13 protein-coding genes and 1 riboswitch are annotated in these 18,433 nt (G+C 69.7%); of the genes, 12 read left to right on the top strand and 1 reads right to left on the bottom strand.

The features are described from left to right. The first annotated feature begins 48 nt into the window (after window positions 1–48). The 11 genes from G5C66_RS04045 to holA all read left to right on the top strand — a co-directional run bounded on the left by G5C66_RS04045 (window position 49) and on the right by holA (window position 17,519). On the top strand, window positions 49–480 hold the full coding sequence (locus G5C66_RS04045; RefSeq protein WP_165109685.1) for a transcriptional repressor: 432 nt from the start codon (window positions 49–51) through the stop codon (window positions 478–480). A 25-nt stretch (window positions 481–505) separates the two neighbouring features. Further along, complete coding sequence (gene katG, locus G5C66_RS04040) at window positions 506–2,656, top strand: catalase/peroxidase HPI (protein WP_165109684.1); 2,151 nt, start codon at window positions 506–508, stop codon at window positions 2,654–2,656. Window positions 2,657–2,783: 127 nt separating this feature from the next. Beyond that, complete coding sequence (locus G5C66_RS04035) at window positions 2,784–5,264, top strand: transglycosylase domain-containing protein (protein WP_241248231.1); 2,481 nt, start codon at window positions 2,784–2,786, stop codon at window positions 5,262–5,264. Between the two features lie 88 nt (window positions 5,265–5,352). After that, a riboswitch (SAM riboswitch) is annotated at window positions 5,353–5,466 on the top strand. A 56-nt stretch (window positions 5,467–5,522) separates the two neighbouring features. After that, window positions 5,523–6,842: an aminotransferase class V-fold PLP-dependent enzyme gene (locus tag G5C66_RS04030; protein ID WP_165109683.1), complete on the top strand. Its 1,320-nt coding sequence runs from the start codon at window positions 5,523–5,525 to the stop codon at window positions 6,840–6,842. Window positions 6,843–6,881: 39 nt separating this feature from the next. Then, a complete protein-coding gene (locus G5C66_RS04025; RefSeq protein WP_338144059.1) occupies window positions 6,882–7,937 on the top strand; it encodes a lipoate-protein ligase small subunit in 1,056 nt (351 codons plus the stop codon). Window positions 7,938–8,493: 556 nt separating this feature from the next. Beyond that, entirely contained in the window at window positions 8,494–10,977 is a 2,484-nt protein-coding gene (leuS, locus tag G5C66_RS04020; protein ID WP_165109682.1) for a leucine--tRNA ligase, read from the top strand. A 165-nt stretch (window positions 10,978–11,142) separates the two neighbouring features. Further along, complete coding sequence (locus tag G5C66_RS04015) at window positions 11,143–11,931, top strand: aminotransferase class IV (protein WP_165109681.1); 789 nt, start codon at window positions 11,143–11,145, stop codon at window positions 11,929–11,931. 419 nt (window positions 11,932–12,350) lie between these two features. Beyond that, window positions 12,351–13,211, top strand: coding sequence for a DegV family protein (locus G5C66_RS04010; protein WP_165109680.1), 861 nt, complete (start codon window positions 12,351–12,353; stop codon window positions 13,209–13,211). 116 nt (window positions 13,212–13,327) lie between these two features. Beyond that, window positions 13,328–14,221, top strand: a complete 894-nt coding sequence (locus G5C66_RS04005) for a helix-hairpin-helix domain-containing protein (protein ID WP_165109679.1) — start codon at window positions 13,328–13,330, stop codon at window positions 14,219–14,221. Window positions 14,222–14,268: 47 nt separating this feature from the next. Next, entirely contained in the window at window positions 14,269–16,506 is a 2,238-nt protein-coding gene (locus G5C66_RS04000; RefSeq protein ID WP_241248230.1) for a ComEC/Rec2 family competence protein, read from the top strand. Between the two features lie 29 nt (window positions 16,507–16,535). Beyond that, a complete protein-coding gene (holA, locus tag G5C66_RS03995; RefSeq protein WP_165109677.1) occupies window positions 16,536–17,519 on the top strand; it encodes a DNA polymerase III subunit delta in 984 nt (327 codons plus the stop codon). On the opposite strand, the gene G5C66_RS03990 is transcribed toward holA, so the two are convergent. Beyond that, entirely contained in the window at window positions 17,510–17,692 is a 183-nt protein-coding gene (locus G5C66_RS03990) for a hypothetical protein (RefSeq protein WP_165109676.1), read from the bottom strand. The genes holA and G5C66_RS03990 overlap by 10 nt on opposite strands. Window positions 17,693–17,905: 213 nt before the next feature. On the opposite strand from G5C66_RS03990, the gene G5C66_RS03985 reads away from it, so the two are divergent. Then, window positions 17,906–18,415 carry a DinB family protein gene (locus G5C66_RS03985; RefSeq protein WP_165109675.1) on the top strand — a complete coding sequence of 170 codons (510 nt, stop codon included), beginning with the start codon at window positions 17,906–17,908 and terminating at the stop codon, window positions 18,413–18,415. The last annotated feature ends 18 nt before the right edge of the window (window positions 18,416–18,433 follow it).

Here is an 18,433-nt window from a genome sequence, read left to right as displayed (position 1 = left end):
TCCGGCCCGTTTCTTGACTCATTCAGGATTTCGCGTAGTGTCTGGGGCGTGGGGAACGCGGACTACGAACAGCTGCTGAGAGGTGCCTCTCTGCGCGTCACTCGCCCGCGAGTGGCCGTTCTGGGGGCCGTCACCGAGAACGCGCACGCCGACACCGAGACCATCCTCGGAGCGGTGCGTGAACGGCTTCCGGACGTCTCCCATCAAGCCGTCTACGACTCCCTCGCCGCGCTCTCCGCGGCCGGGATCGTACGCCGCATCCAGCCGTCCGGCTCGGTGGCTCGTTACGAGACCCGGGTCGGGGACAACCACCACCACGTGGTCTGCCGCTCCTGCGGGAGCATCGCCGACGTCGACTGCGCCGTCGGCCATGCGCCCTGCTTGACGGCATCGGACGACAACGGCTTCGTCGTCGACGAGGCCGAGGTCATCTACTGGGGCACCTGTCCGCAGTGCCAGGCCGCCCAGAGCAGCAAGTGATCCGAACAAGAAGGATTGGAACCTGATGTCTGAAGAGTCCGTGAGCAAGTGCCCGGTCATGAACGCCGGCCGCGTTCACCCGACCGTCGGCAGCGCCAACCAGGAATGGTGGCCCAACAAGCTCAACCTGAAGATCCTGGCCAAGCACCACCCTGCGGCCAACCCCGTCGACCCCGACTTCGACTACAAGGCGGCCTTCGAGGCTCTCGACCTGGACGCCGTCAAGGCTGACATCGCCGCGGTCCTGACCGACTCCAAGGACTGGTGGCCCGCCGACTTCGGCAACTACGGCCCGTTCATGATCCGCCTGGCGTGGCACGCCGCGGGCACCTACCGCAGCCACGACGGCCGCGGTGGCGCCGGCAGCGGTCAGCAGCGCTTCGCGCCGCTGAACTCCTGGCCCGACAACGTCTCCCTCGACAAGGGCCGCCGTCTGCTGTGGCCGGTCAAGGCCAAGTACGGCCAGTCGCTGTCCTGGGCCGACCTGTTCGTGCTGGTCGGCAACGTCGCGCTGGAGACCATGGGTCTGAAGACCTTCGGCTTCTCCGGTGGCCGCGAGGACGTGTGGGAGGCCGACGACGACGTCTACTGGGGCCCGGAGAAGGTCTGGCTCGACGACGAGCGCTACACCGGCGACCGCGACCTGCAGGCGCCGCTGGCCGCCGTCCAGATGGGTCTGATCTACGTCAACCCGGAGGGTCCCAACGGTGAGCCCGACCCGCTGAAGTCCGCGGTGGACATCAAGGAGACCTTCCGCCGCATGGGGATGAACTCCGAGGAGACCGTCGCGCTCATCGCCGGTGGCCACACCTTCGGCAAGACCCACGGTGCCCACCCCGACGACCTGATCGGCCCCGACCCGGAGGCCGCGCCCCTGGAGAACCAGGGCCTCGGCTGGAAGAACGGTCACGGCACCGGCGTCGGCCCCGACGCGGTCACCTCGGGCCTGGAGGTCACCTGGACCTACCACCCGACCCGCTGGGACAACGAGTTCTTCCACATCCTCTACGCCTACGACTGGGAGCTCACCGAGTCCCCGGCCGGCGCCAAGCAGTGGAAGCCGAAGAACAACGGCGGCGCCGACCTGGTGCCCGAGGCGTTCGGTGACGGCAAGCGCGAGCCGCGCATGCTCACCTCCGACCTCGCCCTGCGCATGGACCCGGAGTTCGACGCGATCTCGCGCCGCTTCAAGGACGACCAGGAGGCCTTCTCCGACGCCTTCGCCCGAGCCTGGTTCAAGCTGACCCACCGCGACATGGGCCCGAAGAGCCGCTACGCCGGCGCCGAGGTCCCGGCCGAGGACCTGCCCTGGCAGGACCCGCTCCCGACCGGTTCGGCCGCCACCGACGACGCCTCGATCGCCGCCGCCAAGAAGGCGATCGCCGAGTCCGGCCTGACCCCCCAGCAGCTCGTCTCCACCGCCTGGAAGGCTGCGGCCACCTACCGCAACTCCGACAAGCGCGGTGGCGCCAACGGTGGTCGCATCCGTCTCGAGCCGCAGGTGTCGTGGAAGGTCAACCAGCCCGAGGAGCTCAAGCCGGTCATCGCGAAGTACGAGGAGATCGCCGCCGCGACCGGTGTCTCCTTCGCGGACGTACTCGTCCTCGCCGGTGGCGTGGGTGTCGAGCAGGCCGCCAAGGCGGCCGGCTACGACGTGACCGTGCCGTTCACGGCCGGTCGTGTCGACGCCACCCAGGAGCAGACCGACGCGGAGAACTTCGCCTGGCTCGAGCCGGTGGCCGACGGCTTCCGCAACTACGACTCCGGGTTCCTCAACCTGCCCTCCGAGTTCCTGTTCATCGACCGCGCCAACCTCCTGGGCCTCTCCGCCCCTGAGGCGACCGTCCTCACCGGCGGCCTGCGCGTGATCGGCAACAACTGGGACGGCTCCGACCTCGGTGTCTTCACCAAGACCCCGGGCGCGCTGACGAACGACTTCTTCGTCAACCTGCTCGACTACGACCAGCAGTGGACTCCGTCCGCCGACGAGACGACCTACACCAGCACCAACGGCTGGACCGGTTCGCGCGTCGACCTGGTCTTCGGCGCCAACTCCGAGCTCCGCGCCATCGCCGAGCTCTACGCAGGCGACGACGCCAAGGAGAAGTTCGTCAACGACTTCGTCAAGGCGTGGGTCAAGGTCATGGAGAACGACCGCTTCGACATCAAGAAGTGATCTAGGCCGTACGCCGCGGCGTACGACCGACATGGAGGCCGGCCCCGACGGGGTCGGCCTCCTTCGTCATACCTGCCGGGGTAGGATCATCGGCCGCCGCAATCAGTTGCCTAGGTCAGGTGGAGCAATGGAACACCGGAGCGCCGAGCCTCCGAAGGGTCCGACCGGTCCGCCGCCCTCGTGGCGGCCGCCTCCTCCGCCCGCCCCTCGGATCGCGGCCGAGCCGCCTCGGGCCACGCCCAGTCGGCCGGGTGCGCGCCGGGCCACCCCCGCACCGTCGACCGCCCGAGCCCTGCTCGCCAGGGCCGAGCCGGCCAAGGCCTGGGCGGCCGAGAAGTGGGCCGCGGCCAGGAGCTCGGCGACCAAGACGTCTGCGACCAGGTCCTCCGGTAACCGGCCCTCGGCGCCGCCGCCGAGCTGGCGACGCTGGGGGAAGCTCACCGCGAAGGTGGCGCTCGTCGGTTTCCTGGCGATCGCGTTGATCGGCTCGATGACGGCGATCGTGGCGTACAACCGGATCACGGTGCCGGACCCCAACGCCGAGTTCGAGGTCGAGACGTCGTTCGTCTACTACAGCAACGGCAAGACCGAGCTCGGCCGCTACCAGGAGGGCGACCAGAACCGGATCAAGCTGGACGCCGACGAGATCCCGGAGATGGTCAAGCACGCCGTGGTCGCCGCCGAGGACCGTACGTTCTACGAGAACAGCGGCGTCGACGTGAAGGGGATCGTGCGGGCGGCGTTCTCCAACACGACCGCGGGCACCGCCGGGGGCGCGTCCACGATCACCCAGCAGTACGTCAAGAACTACTACCTCAGCTCCGAGCGGTCCTACTCGCGCAAGCTGAAGGAAGCGGTCATCGCCCTGAAGCTGACCAGGCAGAAGAGCAAGGACCAGATCCTCACCGACTACCTCAACACCATCTACTTCAACCGCGGCGCCTACGGCATCGAGGCGGCCGCGAAGGCCTACTTCGCGAAGTCCACCAAGGACCTGTCGCTGCAGGAGACCGCGGCGCTCGCGGCGATCCTCAACAACCCGGCCGGCTTCGACCCGGCCAGCAGCACCTTCCGCGGCAAGGAGAAGCTGCTCGGCCGCTACCAGTACGTCCTCTCCGGCATGGTCGACCTCGGCTACCTGAAGCAGGCGGAGGCCGACAAGGTCAAGGACGCGCTGCCGAAGTTCCCCGCCAAGACGGTGTCGAGCCGTCTCGGCGGACAGCGCGGCCACGCGCTCACCATGATCAAGGCCGAGCTGCTCGCCCTGAAGGGTGCCGACGGCAAGCCCCTGTTCACCGAGGAGAAGATCGACAGCGGCGGCCTGCGGATCACCGCGACGCTCTCGCCGAAGGTGATGAAGGCGTCCGCGACCGCAGCGAAGACGGTGAAGCCCAAGAACCGCAAGGCGTACGTCAAGAACGACCCCGAGCAGAAGAACGCCCTGCACGTGGCGACCGCCTCGGTCGACGTCGCGTCCGGTGGGCTGCTCGGTTTCTACGGCGGCCAGGACTACCTCGACAGCCAGCACAACTGGGCCGCGACCGGCGGCCACGCAGGGTCGACGATGAAGGTCTTCGCCACGGCCGCGGCGATCGCGAAGGGCTACTCGCTCGAGTCGACGTGGGCCGGTGACTCGCCGTTCACGACCTACACCGGGTCCCAGGTGGTCAACGAGGGCGAGCAGGCCGGCATCGCCGACGGGATGGACTACGGCCAGCACATCACCATGCTCAAGGCGCTGGAGCAGTCGGTGAACACTGCCTACATCGACATGACCGAGTCGATGGGCGGGGCCGAGGAGGGCCGCAAGGCCATCTACCAGACCGCGCTCGACGCGGGCCTGACCCCGGAGAAGGCGGACCCGAGGTATCCCGGCATCCCGAGCACGTCGGGCTACCTCACCGACCAGGACGACCGGATCGCGCTGGGTGGCGCCAACGTCAGCCCGATCAACATGGCCAACGCCTACGCCACGATCGCCAACGGCGGCTACCGCCACGACGTCCATGTGGTGAAGAAGGTCCGCGACCGCGCCGGCAACGTCCTCTACAGCTGGGACGGCCGCAAGCACGCCCGCCATGCGATCTCCGAGGACATCGCGGCCGACGTGGCGTACGCGATGCAGGGCGTGGTGCAGAGCGGCTCGGGCCAGAAGGCGCAGGCCATCGGCCGCCCGGTCGCCGGCAAGACCGGCACCGGCACGTGCACCAGCGAGCAGTACGTCTGCTCGTCGTGGTTCGTCGGGTTCACGCCGCAGATCGCCACCGCGGTGCGCTACTCGCGCGGCAACGGCGAGGGGAGGCTCGACGGTGGCTGGATGCCGTCCTACTTCGGCGCGGACTATCCCACCGAGACCTGGGCGGCGATCATGGCGAAGGCCTTGGAGGGCAAGGAGGTCATGAGCTTCCCCGAGCCCGTCTACGTCGACGGTCAGGACCCGGAGTCCGGCCACGAGGAGCAGCTGATCGCGCCGCCGGCGCCGCCTGAGGACAAGGGGGACGGCGAGGAGTGCGACCCGATCGCGGAGTTCTTCGGCGCGTGCGACGGCAACGAGGGGAACGGCGACGGGTGGGGCGACGGTGGTCGCCCGGGGCGCGGAGACGACTGACCGATCGTCCGAACTGCGAGATTCCTGCCCACGGAGCGAGACGTCGGTTTTGCGGGTGGCCGGGATCTCCGGCACGATCCTCGGCGAAGGTCACGACTGCCAGCGCGAAGCCCCGGCTTGCTGGCGGGCAACCCTCCCACGCGGTGGGGTGCTCCGGGTGACGACCAGGCCCTCGCCGAGGTGGCGCGGGCAAGCGCGTGCTCCACCGGGCGGTCCTCGTGCGGCCCCGGGGAGCCATGATCCCCGAAGGGTGCCCCCATGTCCCTGCTTCCGCTCGTCGGCTCGAACACCCAGGTCCCGCTGCTGGACGGCACGACCGTGACGTACGCGAACCTCGACGTCGCCGCGTCGGCGCCGGCGCTGCAGAGCGTCGCCGACCGGGTGGCCGAGGTCCTGCCCTGGTACGCGTCGGTGCACCGTGGCGCCGGCTACCTGTCCCAGGTCTCGACCGCCCTCTACGAGGAGTCGCGCGCGACGATCGGCGCCTACGTCGGCGCCCGTGAGGACGACGTCACCGTCATCACCCGCAACACCACCGACGCCGTGAACCTGCTGGCCGGCTGCGTACCCGGGCGCGTGCTCGTCCTCGACATCGAGCACCACGCCAACCTGCTCCCGTGGCACCGGGTCGAGGCGGGCGTCACCGCGGTCGCGGGCCTCGACACGCTCGCCGGCACCATCGACGCGCTCGCCGGAGAGCTGGCCCGAGGTGACTATGCGCTGGTGGCGGTCGCCGGTGCCTCCAACGTCACCGGCGAGTCGCTCCCGATCGGGGAGATCGTCACCCTGGCCCACGCCCACGGTGCGCGGGTCTTCGTCGACGGCGCCCAGCTGCTCGCCCATCGCCACTTCTCGCTGGCAGCGACCGGCGCCGACTACGTCGCCTTCTCCGGCCACAAGCTCTACGCGCCCTACGGTGCCGGTGCCCTGGTCGGCCGCCGCGACTGGCTCGACGTCGGCACCCCCTACCTCGCCGGGGGAGGGGCGGTCGACGACGTCGAGGTCGGGGAGACCACGTGGCAGCCCGCGCCCGCGCGCCACGAGGGCGGCTCGCCCAACGTCATCGGCGCCGCCGCGCTCGCGGCCGCCTGTACGACTCTCGGCGGCCTCCCGGCCACCGACCTGGACCGCCACGAGGCGTCGCTGAGGGGGCGCCTCGTGGCCGGCCTGTCCGCTCTCTCCGGTGTCGAGGTCCTTCGTCTGTGGCCCGACTCCGACGAGCCGGTCGGCGTCGTCACGTTCACCGTCGACGGCATCGAGCCCGGCCGGGTCGCGGCGTACCTCTCCGCCGAGCACGGCCTCGGCGTACGCGACGGCCGCTTCTGCGCCCAGCCGCTCCTCAAGCGCCTCGGGCTCACCGGCGGCGCGGTCCGCGCCAGCATCGGCCTCGGCACCTCGGTCGCCGACGTGGACCGGCTGGTGGCCGGCGTACGGTCCCTGCTCGCGGGTGACGTCCGGGGCGACTACGTCCTCGTCGACGGCGCCTGGACGCTCGCCGAGGACCCGCGTCCCCTGGTCGGTCCGGTCGGTCTCACCCGCCTCGCCGACACCGCCGGATCCTGCGGCGCGGCCGTGTAGTCAGGGGATGATTCCGGTCGCTCACGGTGTTGAGGGACTGTGAGCGAACGAGTGCATGGCGAGCGGAAGGTACGCGGCGGCAAGCTGGTCGTCGTCGACGCGACGGTCTCCGCTGACACGATCATCGACGTCGTCCTCTCGGGCGACTTCTTCCTGGAACCGGACGAGGCGCTGGAGTGGCTGACCGCGGCGCTGGAGGGGCAGCCGGTCGATGCGTCCCTCGACCATCTGACCGCCTCCCTGGACGCCGCCGCGCGCGACGCGGAGCTGGTCGGCTTCGGCACCCGCGACATCGCCCTGACGGTGCTGCGGGCGCTCGGTCGGGCCACGACCTGGGACGATCTCGACCTCGAGGTCGTCGAGACCGGCCCGCTATCCCCGACGATGCAGATGGCCCTCGACGAGGTCATCCTCCGGCAGGTCGCCGAAGGCCGCCGCGCGCCCAACCTGAGGTTCTGGGACTGGGCCAGCAGCGCGGTCGTGATCGGCAGCTACCAGTCCCTCTCCAACGAGGTCGACCAGGCCGCCGCCGAGCGCCACGGCATCGAGGTCGTACGCCGCATCTCCGGTGGCGGCGCGATGTTCATCGAGCCGGGCAACACGATCACCTACAGCCTTGCCGTGCCCGACACACTCGTGGCCGGCATGTCCTTCCAGGAGTCCTACGCCTTCCTCGACGAGTGGGTGCTCCGTGGCCTGCGGCGCGTCGGCATCGAGGCCGCGTACGCCGGCCTGAACGACATCGCCTCGCCGGTCGGCAAGATCGCGGGTGCCGCGCAGAAACGGATCCCCGGCGGCGTCCTGCACCACGTGACGATGGCCTACGACATCGACGCCGACAAGATGCTCGAGGTGCTCCGGATCGGCCGGGAGAAGATGTCCGACAAGGGCACCAGGAGCGCCGCCAAGCGCGTCGACCCGATCCGCTCCCAGACCGGGCTGTCGCGGGACAAGGTCATCGCCGCCCTGCTCGCCGAGTTCGAGCAGAGCTTCGGGGCTGCGTACGTCGGGATCGATCAGGGCACGATCGACGAGGCGGCGGCGCTGGTCGCCGGCAAGCACGGCACGAGGGAGTGGATCAGTCGGGTGCCGTAGGCGTGGTGCTGAATCCACGTACCGACTGGATCTCGACCCGCTTCGCGGGTTCGCAGGCTCACCCGCTGCGCTCGCTCGATCTCCAAATCGTTTTGAGGCCCGGCGACTTCGTCGCTGGGCCTCAAAGATTTGGACTCCGCTGCTCGGAGCGTTCCTTGGATGAGATGGGGGGGTCCTCATTCACGACCGACATCACGAGCAGCGGAGCGTCGCCAGTTTGGCACGCTCGAACTGACCGTCGCAATAGGTGAAGGCCCCTCTGGCCATATTTTCTGTCGGTCGATCCGCAGGGCAGAACTCATGACCTATCGAAAGTGGCTTTCTAGAGGCCTTCGACCCTGTCACCGATGTCTCGCCCGGGAGTATGGCGGGGCTGCGAATGTCGGTCGCCGCCGTGGTCGGCTACCCTGGATACATGCAGATGTCTGTCCTGCTTCTTAGGCAGCCGCGCTGACCCTGAGGGACACACCCCGGTCACGCGGCTACCCCTCCATGTGAGGGGTTTCTTCGTTCCAGAAGCAGTCTCGACACGAATCTCGACAAGGACGAAAGACCAATGACGCAGGAGCAGGCCGAGCAGGCGACGTACGACGTCGTGGAGCTGCAGGACAAGTGGCGCCCCATCTGGGAGAAGCTGGAGCCGTTCAAGGCAGGCCAGCGCGAGGGGGCCGAGAAGCGCTACGCGCTCACCATGTTCCCCTACCCCTCGGGCGACCTGCACATGGGCCACGCCGAGGTGACCGCGCTGCACGACGTGCTGGCGCGCTACTGGTGGCTGAAGGGCTTCGACGTCCTGAACCCGATCGGCTGGGACTCCTTCGGCCTGCCCGCCGAGAACGCGGCGATCAAGCGCAACGAGAACCCCGCCGGCTGGACCTACGCCAACATCGAGACCCAGGCGGAGTCGTTCAAGCGCTACGGCATCTCCTTCGACTGGTCGCGCCGCCTGCACACCTCCGATCCGGAGTACTACAAGTGGACGCAGTGGATCTTCCTGAAGCTGTACGAGGCCGGCCTGGCCTACCGGAAGAAGTCGCCGGTCAATTGGTGTCCCAACGACCAGACCGTGCTGGCCAACGAGCAGGTCGTCAACGGCGAGTGCGAGCGGTGTGGCGCGACGGTCACCAAGCGTGACCTGACCCAGTGGTACTTCCGCACCACGGCCTACGCCGAGGAACTGTACAACGGCCTGGACACGCTGCAGGACACCTGGATCGGCAAGGTCGTCAACATGCAGCGCAACTGGATCGGCAGATCCGAGGGCGCGCACGTCGACTTCGAGATCTCGCTGACCTCGGGTGAGACCAAGAAGGTCACCGTCTTCACGACCCGTCCCGACACGCTGTACGGCGCGACCTTCATGGTCGTCGCCGCCGACGCCGACCTGGCCGCCGAGATCGTGGCGCCCGACCGGGCGGCTGCGCTGGAGAGCTATCTGGAGGACGTACGCAAGGCCTCCGACATCGACCGGCTGGCGACCGACCGTCCCAAGACCGGCGTCGACCTGGGCGTCACCGCGACCAACCCGGTCAACGGCGAGCAGATCCCGGTGTGGGCCGCCGACTACGTCCTGGCCGACTACGGCACCGGCGCGGTCATGGCCGTCCCGGCCCACGACCAGCGCGACCTGGACTTCGCCAAGGCGTTCTCGCTGCCGGTCCGTCGCGTCGTGGACGTGCCTGGTGCGGACAACCCGGAGGAGACGTACGTCGCGACCGCCGGTGACGGTGCGTACGTGAACTCTCCTGAGCTGGAGGGTGTCGCCGACAAGGCGAGCGGCATCCACAAGATCATCGAGAAGCTGGAGGCCGAGGGCCACGGCAAGGGCACGATCAACTACCGGCTGCGCGACTGGCTGCTGTCGCGCCAGCGCTACTGGGGCGCGCCGATCCCGATCATCCACTGCCCGGTCGACGGCGAGGTGCCGGTGCCCGAGTCCGAGCTGCCGGTGCAGCTGCCGGAGCTGAAGGGCGCTGACCTGAAGCCGAAGGGCGTCTCGCCGCTGGCGGCCGCCTCGGAGTGGGTCAACGTGTCCTGCCCGACGTGTGGCGGTCCGGCCACCCGTGACTCGGACACGATGGACACCTTCGTGGACTCCTCGTGGTACTTCCTGCGCTACCTGTCGCCGACCGACGAGACCCGGGCGTTCTCCACCGAGGCCGCCCGCGAGTGGGGTCCGGTCGACTTCTACCTGGGTGGCGACGAGCACGCGGTGCTGCACCTGCTGTACGCGCGCTTCTTCACCAAGGCGCTGCGCGACATCGGCCTGATCGACTGGGACGAGCCGTTCTCGGCGTACCTGTCGCAGGGCAAGGTCATCAACGGCGGCAAGAAGATGTCGAAGTCGCTGGGCAACGGCGTCAACCTCTCGGACGTGCTGGAGGAGTTCGGTGTCGACGCGACCCGGCTGACGCTGGTCTTCGCCTCCCCGCCCGAGGACAACATCGACTGGGCCGACGTCTCGCCGGGCGGCTCGGCGAAGTTCCTGCAGCGCGCCTGGCGCCTGGCCGGGGACGTGACGTCCTCGCCGGGTGTGTCCTTCGAGGACGGCGACGTCGCGCTGCGGCGTACGACTCACAAGACCGTCGCCGAGGCCGAGCAGCTGATCGAGTCCTACCGGTTCAACGTGGTCGTCGCTCGCGTGATGGAGCTGGTCAACGCCACCCGGAAGGCGATCGACTCGGGTTGCGGCCCGGCCGACCCTGCCGTACGTGAGGCCGCGGAGACGGTCGCGATCCTGCTCTCGCTGGTCGCGCCCTACACCGCCGAGGAGATGTGGGAGCGTCTGGGGCACGAGCCGACGGTCGCGCGGGTTGCGTGGCCGACGCCTCTGCCGGAGCTGCTCGTGGAGGACTCCGTCACCGCCGTCGTCCAGATCAAGGGCAAGGTGCGCGCCCGCCTGGAGGTCTCGCCCTCGATCTCCGAGGCCGACCTGGAGGCCGCCGCGCTGGCCGACCCGTCGATCGCCGCCGCGATCGAGGGCCAGACCGTACGCAAGGTCATCGTCCGCGCGCCCAAGCTGGTCAACATCGTCGTGTGACGTCGTCGGTCGCTGCTGAGCGTCTCCCGGTTCGACCACTTTGGTCGAAGGAGAGGCTGCTCGGCAGCGACCGCCCGGTCTGTGTTCTGGGACCAAACCGCGGTCGGAATGATCCGATCTCGACACTGCCCTGAGCGTTCCTGCACTTCGTGAGAAGGTGACGCCATGGCGACAGTTGATGGCCGGGACGCGACCGCCGCTGAGCTGGGTGCACTGGCACTGACTGGCTTCGGACACTTCACATCGATGCATGTGGCGAGTGGCGCGGTCAGGGGATTGGACCTCCACCTCGACCGGCTCACCCGGGACTGCAAGACCGTCTTCGACGCGGAGCTGGATCGCTCTCATCTGCTGGCCCAGATCAGGGATGTTGTCGCCGCCGAGTCAGGCGACTACACGCTCCGGGTGACCGTCTTCGATCCCCAGATCACGCTCGGTAATGTCGGCACGGTCGAAGCACACCCGGTCTCCCTGATCACGACTCGGGCCGGTGCACCTGGAGGACTGCAGCCGCTGCGTGTGAAGACCGTGGAGTTCCAGCGAGACAGCCCCGAGGTCAAGCACGTCGGACTCTTCAGTCAATTGCACCATCGAGTCGCAGCGAAGCGTTCCGGGTTCGATGACGTCCTCTTCGTCGACCCCGCGTCGGGTCGTGTGAGCGAGGGAAGCACCTGGAACGTCGGATTCGTGACCGAAGATGGACAGGTCGTCTGGCCCGAGGCCGCGGTTCTTCCTGGGGTCACGATGGCCTTGCTGACTGCGGCGGATGCGTCGCACGTGACTCGCGCAGTCCCCTTGGCCGATGTCTCGAGGATGCGAGCGGCATTCGCCACGAACGCGAGCATCGGTGTGCGTCCGATCAGGCTCATCGACGGTCACGAGTTCGACGCCGAAGATCCGGTCCTCGTTGCGCTGCAAGAGACTTACCGAGAGATTCCTGCGCAGCGACCTTAGGTGAGGCCTGCCCGTGGCCTCGGGTTCGGTATGGGCTTGGGGATCGGAGATGGCGCCCGCGAAAGTACGCCGGCATCGGATCGACCTGGGTCGGCGCGATTTTCGCGTACGTGCGGGCTCCTGATCGGTGTCAGACGGTCAGGAGCGTCACCGCGGTCAGGATCGCGAGGAGCATGAGCAGCATGACGAGTCCGGAGGTCTCGGATGGTGTCTGACGGCTGCTCGACTCGATGCTCTTGACGGTCATGATGTGCCTCCTTCGGGTGCGGAACGTGGTCGCGGCCGGCTCCGTTGCCGGGGCGACCAGGTATGTCGATGAAACGGACGGCCTCTCGACTCATGACGCGATCGGGCGATGATTCGACTGCTGTTCGGGATCGGGGGAGGCCCGGGATGGGCTGGATCTGTAGGCTGCTGGCATGGCCCGGGTAGCGATCGTGACCGACTCGACCGCGATGCTTCCATCCGATCTCGGGGATGCCACGGAGCTGATCACATCGGTGCCGTTGCAGGTGATCGTGGATGGGACGTCGTACGACGACGGGGTGGAGGAGACGTCGCCGGATGCGCTGCTGACGGCGTTGGCCGCGCACAAGACGGTGACGACCTCACGGCCCTCGCCGGCGCTCCTGGGGGAGGTCTATGCGAAGCTCGCGGCCGAGGGTTTCGACGAGATCGTCTCGATCCACCTCTCTGCGGAGCTGAGCGCGACGTGCGAGTCCTCGATGCTCGCCGCCCGGGAGGCCCCGATTCCGGTGGTCACCGTCGACACGCGTCAGGTCGGGCCCGGTGTCGGGTTCGCGGTGATGGCGGCCGCGGCCGTCGCGGGTCGCGGCGGGAGCGCCGCCGAGGCGCGCGAGGCCGCGCTGGAGCGGGTCGCGGCGACGCGTTCCTACTTCTACGTCGACACGCTCGAGTATCTTCGTCGCGGCGGCCGGATCGGTGCTGCCGCCGCACTGCTCGGGACGGCACTGGCGGTCAAGCCCCTGCTCACGATCGAGGAAGGACGGGTCGTGCCGCACGAGCGGGTGCGTACGGCCGAGCGGGCGATCGCCCGGCTTCAGGCTCTCGGCGTCGAGGCGTGCGAGGACGCCGACGCCGTAGAGGTGGTCGTCGCCCATCTGGGCAGCCCGGACCGGGCGGCCGCGATGACCGAGGGACTCTCCTCGGAGCTGAACGGCAAGATCAACGGCGACGTACGCGTCGGGGAGCTGGGTGCCGTGCTCGGTGCGCACGTCGGGCCGGGGTGCGTGGCGGTCGTCGTGGGGCCTCGGCTCTGATTTCTGGGCCCGGTTGCGGGCCGGTTGCTGTCCACAGGGACGGTTGAGGATCGGGTTCTCCACAGACGCTGAAATCGCGCTCGGAACCGTCGGCGCGGGCGCATAGCTTCGGCGTCATGCGCACCCGACCGACCTCTGACCATGCCGATGCCGTCGCCCGGCGGCTGGAGCAGCTGCGTGCCGAGCTCGACCCACCGGAGGAGGTGGACGACGGCGAGGACGACTGGCAGCCGCCGTGGTGGGACGGGCCGGCTGCGACCGACACTGCGGAGCTCGATCCGATGGTGCCGGTCCCGGGGCGTCACGCGTCCCGACGGCAGGTCGTGATCTCACCCGACGCGGTCCTGCCCGAGCCGCTGCGCGGGCGGGTGAGTCTCGGCCCGTGGCATCTGGTGGTCGTCTCACTGGTACTGGTCGCCGGGCTGGCGATGGCCTGCTGGTGGATGATCCGTGCCGACCCGGAGGTGGTGCCGGCCGCCCGGGCGTCGCCGTCGGCCTCCCCGCTGGTCCAGCTGCCCACCGATTCGGCCGCGCCCGGAGGCGTCGCCGCGGTGCCATCGGGAGGAGCGTCGGCCGGGACCGTCACGGTCGACGTGGAGGGCAAGGTGCCCAAGCCCGGCATCGTGGTGCTGCCGGTCGGGTCGCGGGTGGTCGATGCCGTCGAAGCCGCCGGTGGGGCGTCCCACAAGCATCTCGCCGGACTCAACCTCGCCGCTCTGCTCAGCGACGGTCAGCAGATCGTGGTCGGTGCGCCCAACGGGGGAGTGGGCGCCGCCGCGCCGCCGGGGTCGGGCGGGTCGGGTGCAGCGGCGCCCGGCGCAGGGGTGAGCCTCAACACCGCCTCGCTGGAGGAGCTGGAGACTCTGCCCGGCGTGGGGCCGGTGACGGCGAAGGCGATCATCGACTGGCGCACCACCAACGGCGCGTTCACATCGGTCGACGAGCTGCTCGAGGTGGACGGGATCGGGCCGAAGACCTTCGACTCCTTGGAACCGCTGGTCACGCTGTGAACGACCTGCGGCTGCCGATTCTCGGGGCGGGTGCGTGGGCCGGAGCGTTGGCTGGCCCTGTCGTGGCGGCCGGCGGGCGGGCCGGGTTGGTTCTGATGGTGCTGCTCGCCGCGGTCGTCGGCATCGGTGGTGGATGGGCGGTCCGGAAGCGTCGCGCGACCGTGCTGGCGCTGGTGCTGATGATCGCCGGGACAGCGGTCGTCGCGGGACTGCACGCCGCCCGGGTCAGGGACAACCCGGTCGCAGACCTGGCCGCGCGCAAGGCCCAGGTGAGGGTGGTCGCCACCGTCACCACCGATCCGAAGGAGGTGAGAGGAGAGCACGCGACCTACCAGCTCCGGCGCGCCAGCGTGCGGGAGATCCGGGGCCGCGGGGTGGTCTACCGGCTGCGTACGCCGGTGGTGGTGCTCGGTGACGAGGCGTGGGCGGACGTCCCGCTGGGGACGACGGTGTCGGCGGCGGGACGGCTGGGCAGGAGCGACTCCCACGAGGAGTCCGCGCTGCTCGTCGCCGATGAACCTCGGGTCGTCGCCGGCCCGGGGATCTGGTGGCGCGCCTCGGACAGGCTGCGCGCCTCGATCCGGGACGCGGTCGCGCACCGGCCACCCGACCAGGCCGCACTGGTCCCGGCCCTGGTCGACGGCGACGACACCGGGCTCTCCGACGACCTCGCCGACGACTTCCGCACCACCGGACTCACCCATCTGCTCGCCGTCTCGGGCACCAACCTGACCCTCGTGGTGGGGTTCCTGCTCATCGTGGCTCGCTGGTCCGGGGTGCGGGGGAGAGGTCTCTACGCCGTCGGGGTGCTCGGCATCATCGGGTTCGTCGTGCTCGCGCGCACGGAGCCGAGCGTCGTGCGGGCGGCGGCGATGGGCGCGGTCGGACTCCTGGCGATGACGAACAACGGACGTCAGCGCGCGCTGCGCGGGCTCGGTGCGGCGGTGATCGGCCTCCTGCTGATCGACCCGGGGCTGGCGACCTCGGTCGGCTTCACCCTCTCGGTGCTCGCCACCGCCGGGATCCTCCTCTTCGGGCCGCCGTGGCGGGATGCGCTGCGCCGCTGGATGCCGCAGTGGTGTGCGGAGGCGATCGCGGTCCCGGCGGCGGCGCAGCTGGCCTGCACGCCGGTGGTCGCCGCCATCTCCGGCCAGGTCAGCCTGGTCGCGGTGCTCGCCAACCTGCTCGTCGAGCCCGCCGTCGCGCCGGCGACCGTGCTCGGCCTCCTGGGCGGGCTGCTCGGGCTGGTGTGGGATCCCCTCGGGATGGTCGCCGGCACGGTCGCCACGTGGTGCGTCGCATGGATCATCGCGGTGGCCCGCTTCGGCGCCGACCTGCCGAGTGCCCAGGTCGGCTGGGCGACCGGACCGCTCGCTCTGGCGGTGCTGGTCGCCGTCTGCGCCGCGATCGCGTTCCTGGCGCCACGGGTCCTGCGACACCCGGTCACCGGGGTCGCCGGATGCCTGGTGCTGCTCGCGGTCGCGCTGGTGCGGCTGCCGAGCCCGGGCTGGCCACCGGCGGGATGGGTGCTGGTGATGTGCGATGTCGGGCAGGGAGACGCGCTGGCGGTGCGTACGGGGCCGGGAAGCGCGGTGGTCGTCGACGCCGGCCCCGACCCGGACCTCGTCGACGACTGTCTCGACGGGCTGGAGATCCAACACATCCCGCTGGCGGTGATCACCCACTTCCACGCCGACCACGTCAACGGTGTCGAGGGTGTCTTCGCCGGGCGCCAGGTCGGCGAGCTGTGGACCTCCCGTCTCCAGGACCCGCCCGATGGAGTGCAGATCCTCGGTGAGGCTGCCGGGGCGGCCGGGGTCGTGCCGGTCCCTGCTCCCTACGGCGCCACGACCACCATCGGGGAGGCGCGGATCCAGGTGCTCTGGCCGACGGCCGACTCCGACACCCGTGGGCCGGGCGACGGCTCGACGGCCAACGACGCGAGCGTGGTCCTCCTCGTCGAGTCCCGCGGCCTGCGTCTGCTGCTGACCGGTGACATCGAGCCGGAGGGACAGGACCAGCTCGCCGACGACCTGGCCGGGCTCGACATCGACGTGCTCAAGGTGCCCCACCACGGATCTCGCTACCAGGACCTCGGCTGGCTGCGTACGTTGCAGGCGCAGGTCGCGCTCACCTCGGTCGGTGCCCGCAACGACTACGGTCACCCCGCCACGGCCACGGTCAAGGGGCTCGAGGAGACCGGCACCGAGGTCTACCGCACCGACCGGGACGGCACGGTCGCGGTCGTGGAGTCGGGAGGAGAGGTGGCCGTGGTGACGCGCTGATTGTCGGTGCCGTGTGGGAAGGTTTGAGCATGGCACGCACCGCCTCCGCCCCCAGCCCCACCGGAAGCCTGTCGGCCGCCGACGTCCTCGGCCGGGTGACGCTGGTGACGGGCAAGGAGGAGTTCCTGGGGGAACGTACGGTCGCTGCGGCGAAGGCCGCGGTGAGGGCCTACGACGCCGAGGCCGAGGTCTCCGAGGCGACCGCCGCCGACCTGACACTGGCCACGCTGGGCGAGCTGAGCGCTCCGTCGCTCTTCTCGAGCATCCGCTGCGTCGTGGTGCGCAACCTGGAGAACCTTCCCGACGAGTCGGTGGCTGGCCTGATCGACTATGCCGGAATGCCGTCGGAGGAGGTCGCGCTCGTCCTCGTCCACGGGGGAGGGCAGAAGGGCAGCGGCACGCTCGCCAAGCTCCGCAAGCTCCCCAAGGTGACCGAGCACAAGTCCGTCGAGCTGAAGGCGCGCGAGTTCGGCAGCTTCGTCAAGGCCGAGCTGCGGCTGCACGGAGCGAGCATCGACGAGGAGGGCGCCGACTTCCTGATCCAAGCGGTCGGCCAGGACCTTCGCGCCCTGGCGGCTGCGGCCAGCCAGCTCGCCAACGACAACGAGGCGAAGCGACTCGGCCTCGAGCACGTGAAGCAGTACTTCGGCGGCCGGGCCGAGGTGAAGAACTACGTGATCGCCGACGCGATCATCTCCGGCGACCGGGTCAAGGCCCTCGAGGAGATCCGCTGGGCCCTCGACACCGGCTCCTCCCCGGTCTACGTCCTCTCCGCGGTGGCCGGCCAGCTGCGTACGGTCGCCAACCACGTCGCCGGCATCCGCGACAGCGGCACCCCGCCCTGGAAGCAGAAGTCCATCGCCGCCCTCGCCCGCGGCTGGTCCCGCGAGGCCATCGGCGAGGCCCTCCGCTCGGTCGCCCGCGCCGACGCCGACCTCAAGGGCGCTGCCAGCGACCCTGCGTACACGCTCGAGCGCCTCGTCCTCACCATCGCCGCGCTGCGTCAGCGCTGACCACAAACACGCCGAATCTGTAGTTCTGGCGGGTCGATTCTGTAGTCGGGTTCGGTCGGGCTCACGTAGCCGGCGATCATCCGCTGGTAGATGCCCCAGGCGGCTTCGACCTCGACGTGGGCGTCGGCCGCGAACAGCTCCGTCAACCGGTGCTGCTGGGTCTCAGTGAGCACCAGGCCACGTCGCGACAGCTTTGCCCGCGGCTCGGCGGCCCGCGACGTGTCCTAGCGCCACACGTGACCGCACCGGGTGCACCGGTATCGGCGGAGGCTGACCTCCAAAACCGTGGCCACCGACGCGCCGACCGGACGACACCTTCAACTGCGACTGCGAAGAGCCCAAAATAGCCCCGGTGCGAGGGTCGGCCCACGTGCTACGTTCGGGCCATGACCAGACCCGGCGAGATCCTGGGCAGCGTGTTCGCAGCCAGCGAGCGCGAGCAGCTCGAGACGTTCCTGGATTACTTGCGCGACGCCGTCGTGCGCAAGGTCCGCGGGGTGTCGGAGGAGGACGCCCGGCGCAGCCCGGTGCCGACCGGCACCAACCTCGGCGGCCTGATCAAACACCTGCGGTGGGTGGAACTGGGCGGGTTCGCCGAGCAGATCGGGCAGATACCCGCCGCGGAGCTGCCCACGCCGCCGTGGACCGACGCAGACCCGGAGGCCGACCTGCGGCTGGAGCCGAACGAGAAGCTCGACGACGTCATCGCCGCCTACCAGGCGGAGTGCGACCGCTCCCGCGAGATCGCCGCCCAGCACAGCCTCGACTATGCCGTCACCACACCGCAGGGCAGGGAGCTGACGTGGATGTACCTGCATGTGATCGTGGAGACCGCCCGGCACGCGGGCCACGCGGACATCCTGCGCGAGATGATCGACGGCAGCGTCGGCGACTGACGGCTCGCGGCCCGCTCG

The sequence above is a fragment of the Nocardioides turkmenicus genome, assembly GCF_011045035.1.
Taxonomy (GTDB): Bacteria; Actinomycetota; Actinomycetes; order Propionibacteriales; family Nocardioidaceae; genus Nocardioides; species Nocardioides turkmenicus.
This window is presented reverse-complemented; position numbering and strand designations above follow the sequence as displayed.